We start from the raw sequence: 13,221 nt of genomic DNA on the forward strand, positions 1-13,221 counted from the left end.
TTACCTGGGATAGCACTGTATTCCCCAGGATACGAATCTATTCCCCCACCACACGTCACGAGTCCGCGGCGGAGCCGCTACTCCACCGTCACCGACTTGGCCAGGTTACGCGGCTTGTCGACGTCGGTGCCGCGCGCCAGCGCGACGTGGTACGCCAGCAGCTGCACCGGGATGGTGTGCACGATCGGGCTGAGCACGCCGACGTGGCGCGGCGCGCGGATCACGTGCACGCCGTCGGACGGGCCGAAGTGGCTGTCCTCGTCGGTGAACACGAACAGCTCGCCGCCGCGCGCGCGGACCTCCTGCATGTTCGACTTCACCTTCTCCAGTAGGCGATCGTTGGGCGCGATCACCACCACCGGCATCGCCTCGTCGACCAGCGCCAGCGGGCCGTGCTTGAGCTCGCCGGCCGGGTACGCCTCGGCGTGGATGTAGGAGATCTCCTTGAGCTTGAGCGCACCCTCCAGCGCGATCGGGTAGTGCACGCCGCGACCGAGGAACAGCGCGTTGTCCTTCGGCGCGAACCGCTCGGCCCAGCCGGTGACCTGCGGCTCCAGGTTCAGCGCGTGCTGCACGCTGCCGGGCAGGTGTCGCAGCGCGTCGAGGTGCTCGGCTTCCTGCGTGGCATCGAGCCGGCCGTGCAGCTTGGCCAGCGTCGCGGTGAGGGTGAACAGCGCGACCAGCTGGGTGGTGAAGGCCTTGGTCGAGGCGACGCCGATCTCGGCGCCGGCGCGGGTGTAGTAGACGAGGCGGCTGGCGCGCGGGATCGCGCTCTCGGGCACGTTGCAGATCGACAGCGTCCGGTCGTGGCCGAGCGACCTGGCGTACTTCAGCGCCTCCATCGTGTCGAGGGTTTCGCCCGACTGCGAGATGGTGACGACCAGGTGCTTCGGGTTGGCGACGGCGGTGCGGTAGCGGTACTCGCTGGCAATCTCGACGGAACACGGCAGCCCCGCGATCGCCTCGATCCAGTAGCGCGCGGTCAGGCCGGCGTAGTAGCTGGTGCCGCAGGCGAGGATCTGCACGCCCTCGATATCGCGCAACACTTCGGCGGCGTCGGCGCCGAACAGCTCGGGCGCGAACGCGCCGTTGTCGATCACCGCCTCGATGGTGTCGGCGATCGCGCGCGGCTGTTCGTGGATCTCCTTCTGCATGAAGTGGCGGTAGGGCCCGAGTTCCAGCGACGCCAGCGAGACGTCGGAAACGTGCACGTCGCGCTCCACCGCGGCACCGGCGCCATCGAACACCTGGACCTGGTCGCGGGTGATATCGGCGGTGTCGCCCTCCTCCAGGAAGATCACCCGGCGCGTCGCCTGGATGATCGCCGAGACGTCGCTGGCGACGAAGTTCTCGCCGTCGCCGAGGCCGACCAGCAGCGGGCAGCCCATGCGCGCGGCGACCAGGCGGCCGGGTTCCTTCTGACTGACAACCGCCAAGGCGTAGGCCCCGTGCAGCTCCGCCACCGCCTGCTGCACCGCGGCCAGCAGGCCGGCGCCGCGCGAAAGATGCGAATCGATCAAATGGGCGATGACCTCGGTGTCCGTCTCGGACTCGAAGACGTAGCCCATCGCGCGCAGCTTCTCGCGCTGCTCCTCGTGGTTCTCGATGATGCCGTTGTGGACCAGCGCCACGCCCTGGCTGATGTGCGGATGGGCATTGGCCTCGGTGACGCCGCCGTGGGTCGCCCAGCGGGTATGGCCGATGCCGACCGCCGCGTGGAAGTTCTCGGCCTGCGCGGCGGACTCCATCTCCGCGACACGTCCGGTGCGGCGCACCCGGCGGACCACGCCGTCATCGAGCACGGCGATACCGGCGGAGTCGTAGCCGCGGTATTCGAGCCGCTTGAGACCTTCGACGAGGACCGGTACCACATCGCGATCCGCGATCGCGCCGACGATTCCACACATGGGGAGGAAGCTCCTGCAAGTAATCCGGACAGTTTAGCGGTCCTGCCCGGCCGCGACGGGGGCTGGATGCTCGACGATACGTCCGCCCTACTTCTTTTTCGGCCGTTGCCAGCCCTCGACCACGCTCTGCCGCGCCCGGGCGACCGTGAGCCGCTCGTCGGGCGCGTTGCGGGTGATCACCGACCCGGCGGCGACCGTCGCTCCCCGGCCGATCGTCACCGGCGCCACCAGCGAGCTGTTGGAGCCGATGAACGCGCCGTCCCCGATCGTCGTGGTCGACTTGTTCACGCCGTCGTAGTTGCAGGTTATGGTGCCGGCGCCGACGTTGACGCCGACCCCGATCAGCGCGTCGCCGATGTAGCTGAGGTGGTTGACCTTGCTGGTCACGCCGATCTTCGCGTTCTTGGCCTCGACGAAGTTGCCGATGTGCACGCCGTCGGCCAGCACGGTGCCCGGCCGCAGCCGCGCGAACGGGCCGATGGTGGCGGCGCCCTCGACCACCGCGCCGTCGAGGTCGCAGTGCGCGCGCACCTCGGTACCGGGGCCGAGCCGGACGTTGCGCAACCGGCAGAACGGGCCGATCCGCACGCCGTCGGCAAGCTCGACGTTGCCTTCGAACACCACGTCGACATCGATCTCCACGTCGCTGCCAACCGTCACGTCGCCGCGGACGTCGACCCGCGCCGGGTCGGCCAGGCGCGCGCCGGCGAGGCACAGCGCGCGTGCCGCCCGTCGCTGGAACGCACGCTCCAGCTGGGCCAGCTGCCACGGATCATTGGCGCCCTCGACTTCGATCGGGTCCGCCACATGTACCATCTCGGCCGCGCTGAACTCGGAGGCGGCGGCGGCGAACACGTCGGTCAGGTAGTACTCGCCCTGCGCATTGTCGTTGCCCAGGTGCGCCAGCCAGCGGCGCAACGGCTCGCCGTCGGCGACAAGGATGCCGGTGTTGACGGTGTCGATCTCGCGCTGCTCGTCGTCGGCGTCCTTGTGTTCGACGATCCGCGCCACGTTGCCCTGCGCGTCGCGCACGACGCGGCCGTAGCCGGTCGGGTCGTCGAGATCGGCCACCAGCACCGCGATCCGTCCGGGCGCGTCCAGCAGGCGTTGCAGGGTGTCGGCAGTGATCAGCGGCACGTCGCCGTACAGCACCAGCACGCGCGCATCCTGCGGCACGTCCGGCATCGCCTGCTGCAACGCGTGGCCGGTGCCCAGGCGCTCGACCTGTTCGCTCCAGTGCAGGTCGGGCTGGTCGGCAAACGCGTCGCGGACCCGCTCACCGTGATGGCCGTACACCACGTGGATGCCCGCCGGCTGCAACGCGCGCGCGGTCGCGACCACGTGCCCGAGCATCGGCCGCCCGGCGACCTTCTGCAGCACTTTCGGGAGCGCGGACTTCATCCGCTTGCCCTCGCCGGCGGCGAGGATGACGACGTGCAGGGGGGCGGGCATCGGGACTCCAGGGGAACGGCGGCCAGCGGGAATTCTAGCGACCCGCGTTGTTATCATCCCGCGTTTCCCGCCGGGACCGCCTGATGAGTGAGCGTGCCAGTCGCCTGCAGGCGAACGTCGACGGTTCGGCAGGGCGCCTTGCCGCCTCGCGGGCACTGTTGTTCGCGGGCGTCGCGCTGGCGGTGGGCGGGTTCGCCTGGCACGGCATGTGGCGCGTGTTGCCGTGGGAGCGGTTTGCGCTGTCACTGCTGCTGGCATTGCTGGCATGGGCGCTCGGGTGGCCTCTGCGGCGGTTCGCGCACTGGTCGCTGGCCTCCTCCACTGCACTCGTGTGGGTACTGGCACTCGTCCTGTTCGCCGGCCCGGCGCCGGTGATCGGTGCCACGGCGCTGGCGGCGACGGCGCTGGCAATCGGCCTGCCATGGCTTCCGCCCGGTACGCCGGCGCGTCTCGCGATCGCCACGACCGCGGGGCTTGCGTTGATCGCGGGTGTCGGCGGCTGGGCCCTGTCGTGGCCGGTGCACCACCAGGCCGTCTGGGGCCTGCTGGTGCTGGCGGTGCTGGTCTGGCAGCGGCGCGTACTGCGCAATGTCGCGGCCAGCGCGGTGCGCGAGTGGCAGTCCGCCGTGGCCGCCGCGCCGCGCTGGGCGGGGTTCGCGGTGATGCTGCTGGGGCTTGCGTCGACCGCCTGCTGGCTTCCGACCATGCAGGTCGACGACCTCGCCTACCATCTGGGTCTTCCCAGCCAGTTGCTGATGTACGGCGAGTACCGCCCCGACCCGGCACACCAGGTGTGGGCGTTCGCCCCCTGGGCCGGCGACGCGCTGCAGGGGTTCGCCGCAGTGCTCTCGGGCGGGAACGCGCGCGGCGGGGTCAACGCGCTCTGGCTGGGCCTCGCCGCGGCGGCGATCTGGTCCGCGGCTACCGGTGCGGGCGCCCGACCGGCCGAGCGCTGGGCGTGCGTCGCGCTGTTCGCGAGCCTGCCACCGCTGGTCTGGATGGCGGCCGGCATGCAAACCGAACTTGCCGCCACCGCCGCGACCGCGTCGCTGCTGGCGGTGATCGTGGGCACCGGCACGGGGCGCCTGTGGGCCGGCGCGGTGCTGTTTGCGATGCTGGTCGCACTCAAGGGGGTCCACGTCCTCGCAGCGCTGCCGCTGCTCGCCTACGCCGGCTGGCGTCATCGGCATGCACTGCCCTGGCGACGGATGCCCGCGGCGATCCTGCTGGTGGCCGTGGTCGGGGGGTCCAGCTACGCGTTCTCTTGGTGGCATACCGGCAATCCGGTGCTGCCGTTGTTCAACGGCTATTTCGAGTCGCCGTTCTTCCCGGTCGAGAACTACCGCGACCCGCGCTGGCATACCGGTTTCGGGCCCATGCTCGGATGGAACCTGGTGTTCGATACCGACCGCTACGTCGAGGCCTGGGACGGCGGGCTCGGGCTGAGCCTCATCGCGCTTTCCGGCGCGTGGCTGGCCGCCATGCTGGACGGGCGCTCGCGCGCACTGGCGCTCGCGTTGGCCGCCTGCTTCCTGCTGCCGCTGGTTCCGATGCAGTACGCCCGCTACGCCTACCCGGGGCTGATGCTGCTGGTGGTGGCGATGCTCCCGCACGGGCAGGCGCGCTTCGGCAGGCGCACCTTTGCCTGGATCGTGGTGGCCAGCTGCATGATCAACCTGGCGCTGCAGGCCAACGCCAGCTGGCTGCACCACTCGTCCGCGCTCAAGCGGGTGATCCGGTCGGCGGGTAACCCGGCCGAAGTACTCCCCTATTACGTTCCCGAGCGCACGCTCCTGCAACGCATCCCCGAGGACGATGACGGGATGGTGCTCGCGACCAATCCGAGCCGCGCCTACATCGCCGAGCTCGGTGGTCGCGGCCGCGGCGTGCTGGACCACGATCCACGCCTGAAGGCGGCGCGTGCCGAGGCGGAAACCGATCCCAGCGGCGCGCGTTGGCGGGCGCTGTTGGGCGAGCACGACATCCGCTGGGTGCTGGTGACGCCGGCGACCGCAAGCCCGGCGTTGCAGTCAGCCGTACGGCAGATCGGCGTGCGCGTCGCCGCGGTCGGCGATGCCGAGCTGTGGCGCGTCGACGGGGCCGGAGTCACCCGATGAGTCTCACCCGCCAGGGCCGCAGTTTCCTGCTCGTCGGTGCGCTGCAGTACCTGGTCGACTGGGGCGTGATGGTGCTGCTCAGCCACAACGGCCTGCCGGTCGAGCCGGCCAACATCGCCGGGCGGGTGAGCGGCGCGCTGCTGGGATTCTGGTTGAACGGCCGCTTCACCTTCGCCGGCGACGAGACCGCGGTCGGGCGGCTGCAGTTCGTGCGGTTCATGCTGCTGTGGTCCCTGACGACGGCGATCAGCACCTGGTCGATGGGTGCGATCGACGATGTCGCGGGCCTGAAGTGGTCGTGGCTGGCCAAGCCCGGCGTCGAGATCCTGCTCGGCGGCTTCGGTTTCCTGGTCTCGCGGCACTGGATCTACCGGCGCTGAGTTCCGGCGGCGGGCCCGGACAGCAGAACGCCGGCGCGAGGCCGGCGTTCCGGGTATTGCAAGGGCGATGCGCCGTCAGTGCTTGACGTTCTTGCGCAGGCGCTCCAGTGCCGACAACTGGGCCATCACTTCGGCCAGCTTCTGCTGGGCTTCGGCGATTTCCATCGGCTCGGCGCGGCGGGCGAGGATGCGCTCGGCCTCTTCCTTGGCGGCGCGCACGGCGGCCTCGTCGATGTCCTGGGCGCGGATCGCGGTGTCGGCCAGCACGGTCACGACCTGCGGCTGCACTTCAAGGATGCCGCCGGACACGGCGAAGTCCATCTGCTCGCCGTTGGGCAGGGTCACCACGACCTTGCCCGGCTTGAGGCGGGTGATCAGCGGTGCGTGCTTGGGCGCGATGCCGAGTTCGCCGAGCTCGCCGGTGGCGACCAGCAGCACGGCCTCGCCGTGGAAGATCTCTTCCTCGGCACTGACGATGTCGCAACGGAAGGTGGATGCCATCTGGTGTCTCGCTTTGCTCGGAGGGGAAGACCGCTGCCGGCGTCACGCGGCGCGCGGCGCCGGCCGGTGATCAGGCGGCTTCGCCGGTGATCTTCTTGCCCTTCTCGACCGCTTCCTCGATCGAGCCGACCATGTAGAACGCCTGCTCCGGCAGGTGGTCGTACTCGCCGTCGACGATGCCCTTGAAGCCGCGGATGGTGTCCTTCAGCGGCACGTACTTGCCCGGCGAGCCGGTGAACACCTCGGCGACGTGGAACGGCTGGCTGAAGAAGCGCTCGATCTTGCGCGCGCGCGACACCGCCTGCTTGTCCTCTTCGCTCAGCTCGTCCATGCCGAGGATGGCGATGATGTCCTTCAGTTCCTTGTACTTCTGCAGGGTCGCCTGGACCTTGCGCGCGGTCTCGTAGTGCTCGTTGCCGATCACGTTCGGGTCGAGCTGGCGCGAGGTCGAATCGAGCGGGTCGACCGCCGGGTAGATGCCCAGCGAGGCGATGTTTCGCGACAGCACGACGGTGGCGTCGAGGTGGGCGAAGGTGGTCGCCGGCGACGGGTCGGTCAGGTCGTCCGCGGGCACGTACACGGCCTGGATCGAGGTGATCGAGCCGGTCTTGGTCGAGGTGATGCGCTCCTGCAGCACGCCCATTTCCTCGGCCAGGGTCGGCTGGTAACCCACCGCCGACGGCATGCGGCCCAGCAGCGCGGAGACCTCGGTGCCGGCCAGGGTGTAGCGGTAGATGTTGTCGACGAAGAACAGCACGTCGCGGCCCTTGCCGGATTCGTCCTTCTCGTCACGGAAGTACTCGGCCATGGTCAGGCCGGTCAGGGCGACGCGCAGGCGGTTGCCCGGCGGCTCGTTCATCTGGCCGTAGACCATCGCCACCTTGTCGAGGACGTTGGAGTCCTTCATCTCGTGGTAGAAGTCGTTGCCCTCGCGGGTACGCTCACCGACGCCGGCGAACACCGACAGGCCTTCGTGCGCCTTGGCGATGTTGTTGATCAGTTCCATCATGTTGACGGTCTTGCCGACGCCGGCGCCGCCGAACAGGCCAACCTTGCCGCCCTTGGCGAACGGGCACATCAGGTCGATGACCTTGATGCCGGTTTCCAGCAGTTCGTTGGTCGCGGCCTGCTCTTCATAGGTCGGCGCGTCGCGGTGGATCTCCCACTGGTCGGTCGCCTCGACCGGGCCGGCCTCGTCGATCGGCGTGCCGAGCACGTCCATGATGCGGCCCAGGGTGCCCTTGCCGACCGGCACCGCGATGCCGCGGCCGGTGTTGGTGGCGACCAGGTTGCGCTTGAGACCGTCGGTGGAGCCCAGCGCGATCGCGCGGACCACGCCGTCGCCCAGCTGCTGCTGCACTTCCAGCGTGATGGCGGTGTTGTCGACCTTCAGCGCGTCGTAGACGTGCGGGACGGACTCGCGCGGGAACTCGACGTCGACGACGGCACCGATGATCTGAACGATCTTGCCCTGGCTCATGATGTTTCCTCGTATCTCTGATGCTGCGTTGCGGCCCGCAGGTTGCGCCCGCACTGGATGGTTTGATGACGCGTGGGGTCAGACCGCCGCGGCGCCGCCGACGATTTCCGAGATTTCCTGGGTGATCGCCGCCTGCCGCGCCTTGTTGTAGACCAGCTGCAGGGTGTCGATCAGCTTGCTGGCGTTGTCGCTCGCCGCCTTCATCGCGACCATGCGCGCGGCATGCTCGGAAGCGACGTTCTCCAGCACCGCCTGGTACACCAGCGACTCGACGTAGCGGGTCAGCACGTGGTCCAGCACGCCCTCGGCGTCGGGCTCGTAGATGTAGTCCCAGTCGTGCCGGGCGATCTGCGCTTCCGGCGCCGGCAGCGGCAGCAGCTGGTCGAAGCTGGCCTTCTGGGTCATCGTGTTGACGAAACCGTTGTAGGCCAGGAACACGCGGTCGATGGTGCCGCTGCTGTAGCCGTCGAGCATGACCTTGACCACGCCCACCAGCTGCTCCAGGTGCGGTGCGTCGCCAAGGTGGCTGACCGAGGCCAGCATGTTGACCTTGACCCGGCGGAAGAACACCGACGCCTTCTGGCCGACGGTGACCACGTCGACCTCGACGCCCTGCTCGTTCCAGCGGCGGATCTCGCCCAGCAGCTTGCGGAACAGGTTGTTGTTGAGGCCGCCGGCCAGGCCGCGGTCGGACGACACGATCAGGTAGCCGACCCGCTTCGGGTCCTTGCGCTCGACCATGTACGGGTGCTGGTAATCGGCGTTGGCCTGGGCCAGGTGGCCGATCACCTGCTTCATCACCCGCGCATACGGACGCGAGGTCTTCATCCGATCCTGCGCCTTGCGGATCTTCGAGGCCGAGACCATCTCGAGCGCGCGCGTCACCTTGCGGGTGTTCTGCACGCTCTTGATCTTGGTTTTGATTTCGCGTCCGCCTGCCATCGTCGTGCCCGCCTTACCAGGTGCCGGTCTGCTTGAACTCTTCGATGCCCTTCTTGAACTGGGCCTCGATCTCGTCGTTCCAGTTGCCGGTGCTGTTGATCTTGCTCACCAGCTCGCCCTGAGTATTGGCGAAGTGGGCGTGCAGGCCTTCCTCGAAGGCCATGATCTTGTTGACCGCGACGTCGTCGAGGTAACCCTCGTTGACGGCATAGATCGACAGCGCCTGCATCGCGATCGACATCGGCGCGTACTGCTTCTGCTTCATCAGCTCGGTGACGCGCTGGCCGCGCTCGAGCTGCTTGCGGGTCGCCTCGTCCAGGTCCGACGCGAACTGCGCGAACGCGGCCAGCTCACGGTACTGGGCGAGCGCGATGCGGATGCCGCCCGACAGCTTCTTGATGATCTTGGTCTGGGCCGAGCCACCGACGCGCGAAACCGAGATGCCGGCGTTGACGGCCGGGCGGATGCCGGCGTTGAACAGGTCGGTCTCGAGGAAGATCTGGCCATCGGTGATCGAGATCACGTTGGTCGGCACGAACGCGGAGACGTCGCCGGCCTGGGTCTCGATCAGCGGCAGCGCGGTCAGCGAGCCGGTCTGGCCCTTGACCTCGCCGTTGGTGAACTTCTCGACGTACTCCTCGGACACGCGCGCGGCGCGCTCGAGCAGGCGGCTGTGCAGGTAGAACACGTCACCCGGGTAGGCTTCGCGGCCCGGCGGGCGCTTCAGCAGCAGCGAGATCTGGCGGTAGGCGACGGCCTGCTTGGACAGGTCGTCGTACACGATCAGGGCGTCCTGGCCGCGATCCATGAAGTACTCGCCCATGGTGCAGCCGGAGTAGGCGCTGATGTACTGCATCGCGGCCGACTCGGAGGCGGTGGCGGCGACCACGATGGTGTGGTCGAGCGCGCCGTTCTGCTCGAGCTTGCGCACGATGTTGGCGACGGTCGAGGCCTTCTGGCCGATCGCCACGTACACGCACTTGATGCCGGTGCCCTTCTGGTTGATCACCGCATCGATCGCCATCGCGGTCTTGCCGGTCTGGCGGTCACCGATGATCAGCTCGCGCTGGCCACGGCCGATCGGGATCATCGCGTCGACCGACTTGTAGCCGGTCTGCACCGGCTGGTCGACCGACTTGCGCCAGATCACGCCCGGCGCGACGCGCTCGACCGGCGCCGACAGCTTGGCGTCGATCGGGCCCTTGCCGTCGATCGGCTCGCCCAGCGCGTTGACCACGCGGCCGAGCAGCTCCGGACCGACCGGCACTTCGAGGATGCGGCCGGTGGTCTTGGCGACGTCGCCCTCGACCAGGTGCTCGTAGTCACCCAGGACCACGGCGCCGACCGAGTCGCGCTCCAGGTTGAGCGCGAGCGCGAACGTATTGTTCGGCAGCTCGATCATCTCGCCCTGCATGACGTCGGCGAGGCCGTGGATGCGCACGATGCCGTCGGACACCGAGGTGACCGAGCCTTCGTTGCGGGACTCCGCGGACAGCTTGACCTTCTCGATGCGGGTCTTGATCAGTTCGCTGATTTCGGACGGGTTGAGCTGGGTGGTTGCCATCTTCTTTTCCTGGTTGGGCGGGACGGGCCCGCCTTCGCGTTCGGCGGACACCGTCCGCCCACGTGTTGCCTTGTCAGTGGGCCAGTGCGCCCTGGAGCCGCTCGAGCTTGCCCTTGAGCGAACCGTCGATCACCACGTCGCCGGCGTCGATCACCGCGCCGCCGATCAGCGACGGATCGACCGCCGTCTCGATCTCGACCTCGCGGCCGAAGCGGCGCTTGAGGCCGGCGCGGATCGACTCGAGCTCGGCCGCCGGCAGCTCGCTGGCCGCGGTCACCCGCGCCTTGACGATCCGCTCGGCCTCGGCGCGCAGCTGCTCGAACAGCCCGGCGATCTCCGGCAGCAGCGCCAGCCGGTGGTTCTCGGCGAGCAGGCCGATGAAGCGGCGCAGCTCGTCGTCGGCACCGTCGGTGGCGAGCAGGGCGACCGCGTCGTCGTTCGACAGCCGCGGGTGCGACAGCAGCGACTGCACCCGCGGGTCGGCCGCGACCTGCGCGGCGAACGCGAGCGCCTGCGACCACGACGCGGCGCGGCCGTCGTTGCGCGAGGCCGCGAACGCGGCGCGCGCATACGGGCGGGCGAGGGTCAGGGACTGGCTCATTGCTTAAGGCTCATCGCTTGGGGCATCGGTCGGAGCGCGTCAGAGCTGCGCGGCGAGTTCGTCGAGCAGCGCCTTGTGGGCGTTGGCGTCGATCTCGCGCTTGAGCAGCTTCTCGGCGCCGCTGACGGCCAGCACCGACACCTGCTTGCGCAGGTCCTCGCGGGCGCGGTTCTGCGCGGCGACGATCTCGGCATCGGCCATCGCCTTCTGGCGGGTGGCTTCCACCGCGGCGTCGGTCTTGGCCTGGTCGACGATCTGATTGGCGCGCTGGTGCGCCTGCTCGATGATCTCGTTGGCCTTGACCCGTGCTTCGCGCAGCGCGGCGTCGGCGCTCTGCTGCGCCTGGGCGAGGTCCTTCTGGCTGCGCTCGGCAGCCGCCAGGCCCTCGGCGATCTTCTTCTGGCGCTCTTCGATGGCCGCGTTCAGCGGCGGCCAGATGAACTTCATCGTGAACCAGACAAGGATCGCGAAGGAGATCATCTGACCGAAGAAAGTCATGTTGGGATTCATGACGGGTCCTCGACGTTACTGGCAGTGGACCGGCCGCGATGGCCGTCCCGGGGGCGCGACCCGCGCCGGAGCACGGGTCGCCACGCGGATCATCAGCCCTGCAGGATGCTGATCAGCGGGTTGGCGAAGCCGAAGAACAGGGCGACGGCGAGGCCGATGATGAACGCCGCGTCGATCAGGCCGGCGAGCAGGAACATGCGGCCCTGCAGCATCGGGACCAGCTCCGGCTGGCGGGCGGCCGACTCGAGGAACTTGGCACCCATGATCGCGATGCCGAGGCAGGCGCCGAGCGCGCCGAGGCCGATGATGATGCCGATCGCGATGGCGGTCAGACCCTGAACGTTGGCGATGAACTCCATGGTGCTTCTCCTGGGTGAAAGCGTTGCTTTGAAGGGAATGGAACGAAGGTGGAAACGGAACGCGGTGCGGGGCCGGCGGACCGGCCGCGCGGATCAGTGACTCTCGCGGGCGCCGGCGATGTAGACGACCGTGAGGATCATGAAGATGAAGGCCTGCAGCAGGATGATCAGGATATGGAAGATCGCCCATGCCGCGTTGGCGATGATGCCCGGCACGAAGGTGACCCAGCTGGCGAACAGGCCGGCGATCAGCATGAACACGAGCTCGCCGCCGTACATGTTGCCGAACAGTCGCATGGCGAGCGAGATCGGCTTGACCAGCCACTCGATGATGTTCATCAGCAGGTTGACCGGCGCCAGCACGATGGCCATGAAGCCGTGTGCATGGAACGGCGCGGTCAGCAGCTCCTTGCCGAAGCCCATGCCGCCCTTGGCCGACCAGGCGTGGCCGATCAGGATCAGGAACACCGAGGCGGAAATGCCGAAGGTGGTGTTGAGGTCGGCGGTCGGGACCAGGCGCCAGTAGGTGTGCGCGGCGGCTTCCTCGCCGGCGATGGTGTGGATGCCCCAGCCGACCAGGTCGAGCGGGATCAGGTCCATCGTGTTCATGAACACGATCCAGACGAAGATCGTCAGCGCCAGCGGCGTGACCGAGCGGCGGTCGCCGTGGAAGGTGTCCTTGACCTGGCCGTCGACGAACTCGACGATCATCTCGACGAAGGCCTGACCCTTGCCCGGCACGCCCGGCGTCGCACGGCGCGCGGCGAGGCCGAACCACAGGATGAACACCAGGCCCAGGCCGAGACCGACGAGCCAGGAGTCGATGTTGAACTGGCCGCCCAGCACCTCGACGGTGTTGTGCCCGAGGTGGTGCTGGATGTATTCGTTCAGGCCGCCCGAACCGGTCTGTTCACTCACGAAAGACACCTTATCGTTTCAGAATCTGGGCCAGCACGAAGGCCAGCGTCGCAGCCAGCAAGCCGGCCAGCATGGGCAGGGGGGCCAATCCGAACCCGGCCATGCCGAGCACGAATACCGCAACCACCACCAGCCACTTCAACACCACTCCCGCCAGCAGTCGCGCGATGGCCGCGCCTGCCAGCTGGACCCCGCCGCCGAGCGCAGCCAGCGCGGCGATGCCGCTGCCGGCGACCAGCGCGCCCCCTCCGACCAGCGCCCCAAGCGCCGAAGGCAAGCCGTGGGGAAGGAGGATCAGGGCGACCAGCACCGTCGCGCCCGCCTGGAAGACAGTCGCGCGCAACGCCAGCCGGCGGCCTGCGGACATGGGATCGTGCACGCGGGGTTCGTCGGTCCGGAGGGCTGGGCGACAAGCGCCCGATGGAGCCGCGGAATTATAGGTGTGCCCGCCGGCTCCGGCAACCGTCGCGGACCACCGGCGACGGGCCGT

The 13,221-nt window shown here is 68.7% G+C and carries 13 protein-coding genes; 2 read left to right on the top strand and 11 right to left on the bottom strand.

Translation table 11 applies throughout. The annotated features are described in order from the left end of the window. Window positions 1-77: 77 nt before the first annotated feature. Together glmS and glmU are read right to left on the bottom strand one after the other, a co-directional pair. Complete coding sequence (glmS, locus tag N799_RS12160) at window positions 78-1,907, bottom strand: glutamine--fructose-6-phosphate transaminase (isomerizing) (RefSeq protein ID WP_036212910.1); 1,830 nt, start codon at window positions 1,905-1,907, stop codon at window positions 78-80. A gap of 87 nt (window positions 1,908-1,994) precedes the next feature. Beyond that, window positions 1,995-3,359: a bifunctional UDP-N-acetylglucosamine diphosphorylase/glucosamine-1-phosphate N-acetyltransferase GlmU gene (glmU, locus tag N799_RS12165; protein ID WP_036212913.1), complete on the bottom strand. Its 1,365-nt coding sequence runs from the start codon at window positions 3,357-3,359 to the stop codon at window positions 1,995-1,997. A gap of 83 nt (window positions 3,360-3,442) precedes the next feature. Here glmU and N799_RS12170 point away from each other — a divergent pair, with 83 nt between their 5' ends. Both N799_RS12170 and N799_RS12175 read left to right on the top strand, forming a co-directional pair. After that, window positions 3,443-5,476, top strand: coding sequence for a hypothetical protein (locus N799_RS12170; protein WP_036212915.1), 2,034 nt, complete (start codon window positions 3,443-3,445; stop codon window positions 5,474-5,476). Then, window positions 5,473-5,856 (top strand): GtrA family protein, encoded by a 384-nt coding sequence (locus N799_RS12175; RefSeq protein WP_036212918.1) that lies wholly within the window; start codon window positions 5,473-5,475, stop codon window positions 5,854-5,856. The genes N799_RS12170 and N799_RS12175 overlap by 4 nt, the downstream gene beginning before the upstream one ends. A gap of 75 nt (window positions 5,857-5,931) precedes the next feature. Here N799_RS12175 and N799_RS12180 read toward each other — a convergent pair whose 3' ends face one another. The 9 genes from N799_RS12180 to N799_RS12220 form a co-directional block, all read right to left on the bottom strand. Next, window positions 5,932-6,357 carry a F0F1 ATP synthase subunit epsilon gene (locus tag N799_RS12180; protein WP_036212921.1) on the bottom strand — a complete coding sequence of 142 codons (426 nt, stop codon included), beginning with the start codon at window positions 6,355-6,357 and terminating at the stop codon, window positions 5,932-5,934. A gap of 70 nt (window positions 6,358-6,427) precedes the next feature. Beyond that, window positions 6,428-7,837 (bottom strand): F0F1 ATP synthase subunit beta, encoded by a 1,410-nt coding sequence (gene atpD, locus N799_RS12185; RefSeq protein ID WP_036212924.1) that lies wholly within the window; start codon window positions 7,835-7,837, stop codon window positions 6,428-6,430. A 78-nt stretch (window positions 7,838-7,915) separates the two neighbouring features. Then, window positions 7,916-8,779 carry a F0F1 ATP synthase subunit gamma gene (gene atpG, locus N799_RS12190; RefSeq protein ID WP_036212927.1) on the bottom strand — a complete coding sequence of 288 codons (864 nt, stop codon included), beginning with the start codon at window positions 8,777-8,779 and terminating at the stop codon, window positions 7,916-7,918. Between the two features lie 13 nt (window positions 8,780-8,792). Beyond that, a complete protein-coding gene (gene atpA, locus N799_RS12195) occupies window positions 8,793-10,343 on the bottom strand; it encodes a F0F1 ATP synthase subunit alpha (RefSeq protein ID WP_036212979.1) in 1,551 nt (516 codons plus the stop codon). A gap of 73 nt (window positions 10,344-10,416) precedes the next feature. Beyond that, window positions 10,417-10,944, bottom strand: a complete 528-nt coding sequence (locus N799_RS12200) for a F0F1 ATP synthase subunit delta (RefSeq protein ID WP_036212930.1) — start codon at window positions 10,942-10,944, stop codon at window positions 10,417-10,419. Window positions 10,945-10,983: 39 nt separating this feature from the next. Then, window positions 10,984-11,454, bottom strand: a complete 471-nt coding sequence (locus tag N799_RS12205; RefSeq protein ID WP_036212933.1) for a F0F1 ATP synthase subunit B — start codon at window positions 11,452-11,454, stop codon at window positions 10,984-10,986. A 92-nt stretch (window positions 11,455-11,546) separates the two neighbouring features. Continuing rightward, window positions 11,547-11,813, bottom strand: coding sequence for a F0F1 ATP synthase subunit C (gene atpE, locus N799_RS12210; RefSeq protein WP_036212936.1), 267 nt, complete (start codon window positions 11,811-11,813; stop codon window positions 11,547-11,549). A gap of 93 nt (window positions 11,814-11,906) precedes the next feature. Further along, entirely contained in the window at window positions 11,907-12,731 is an 825-nt protein-coding gene (atpB, locus tag N799_RS12215; protein WP_036212982.1) for a F0F1 ATP synthase subunit A, read from the bottom strand. Between the two features lie 10 nt (window positions 12,732-12,741). Continuing rightward, on the bottom strand, window positions 12,742-13,098 hold the full coding sequence (locus tag N799_RS12220; RefSeq protein WP_036212938.1) for a hypothetical protein: 357 nt from the start codon (window positions 13,096-13,098) through the stop codon (window positions 12,742-12,744). Window positions 13,099-13,221 lie beyond the last annotated feature (123 nt).

Origin of the sequence: Lysobacter arseniciresistens ZS79, assembly GCF_000768335.1 — a bacterium.
GTDB classification, from domain to species: Bacteria; Pseudomonadota; Gammaproteobacteria; order Xanthomonadales; family Xanthomonadaceae; genus Novilysobacter; species Novilysobacter arseniciresistens.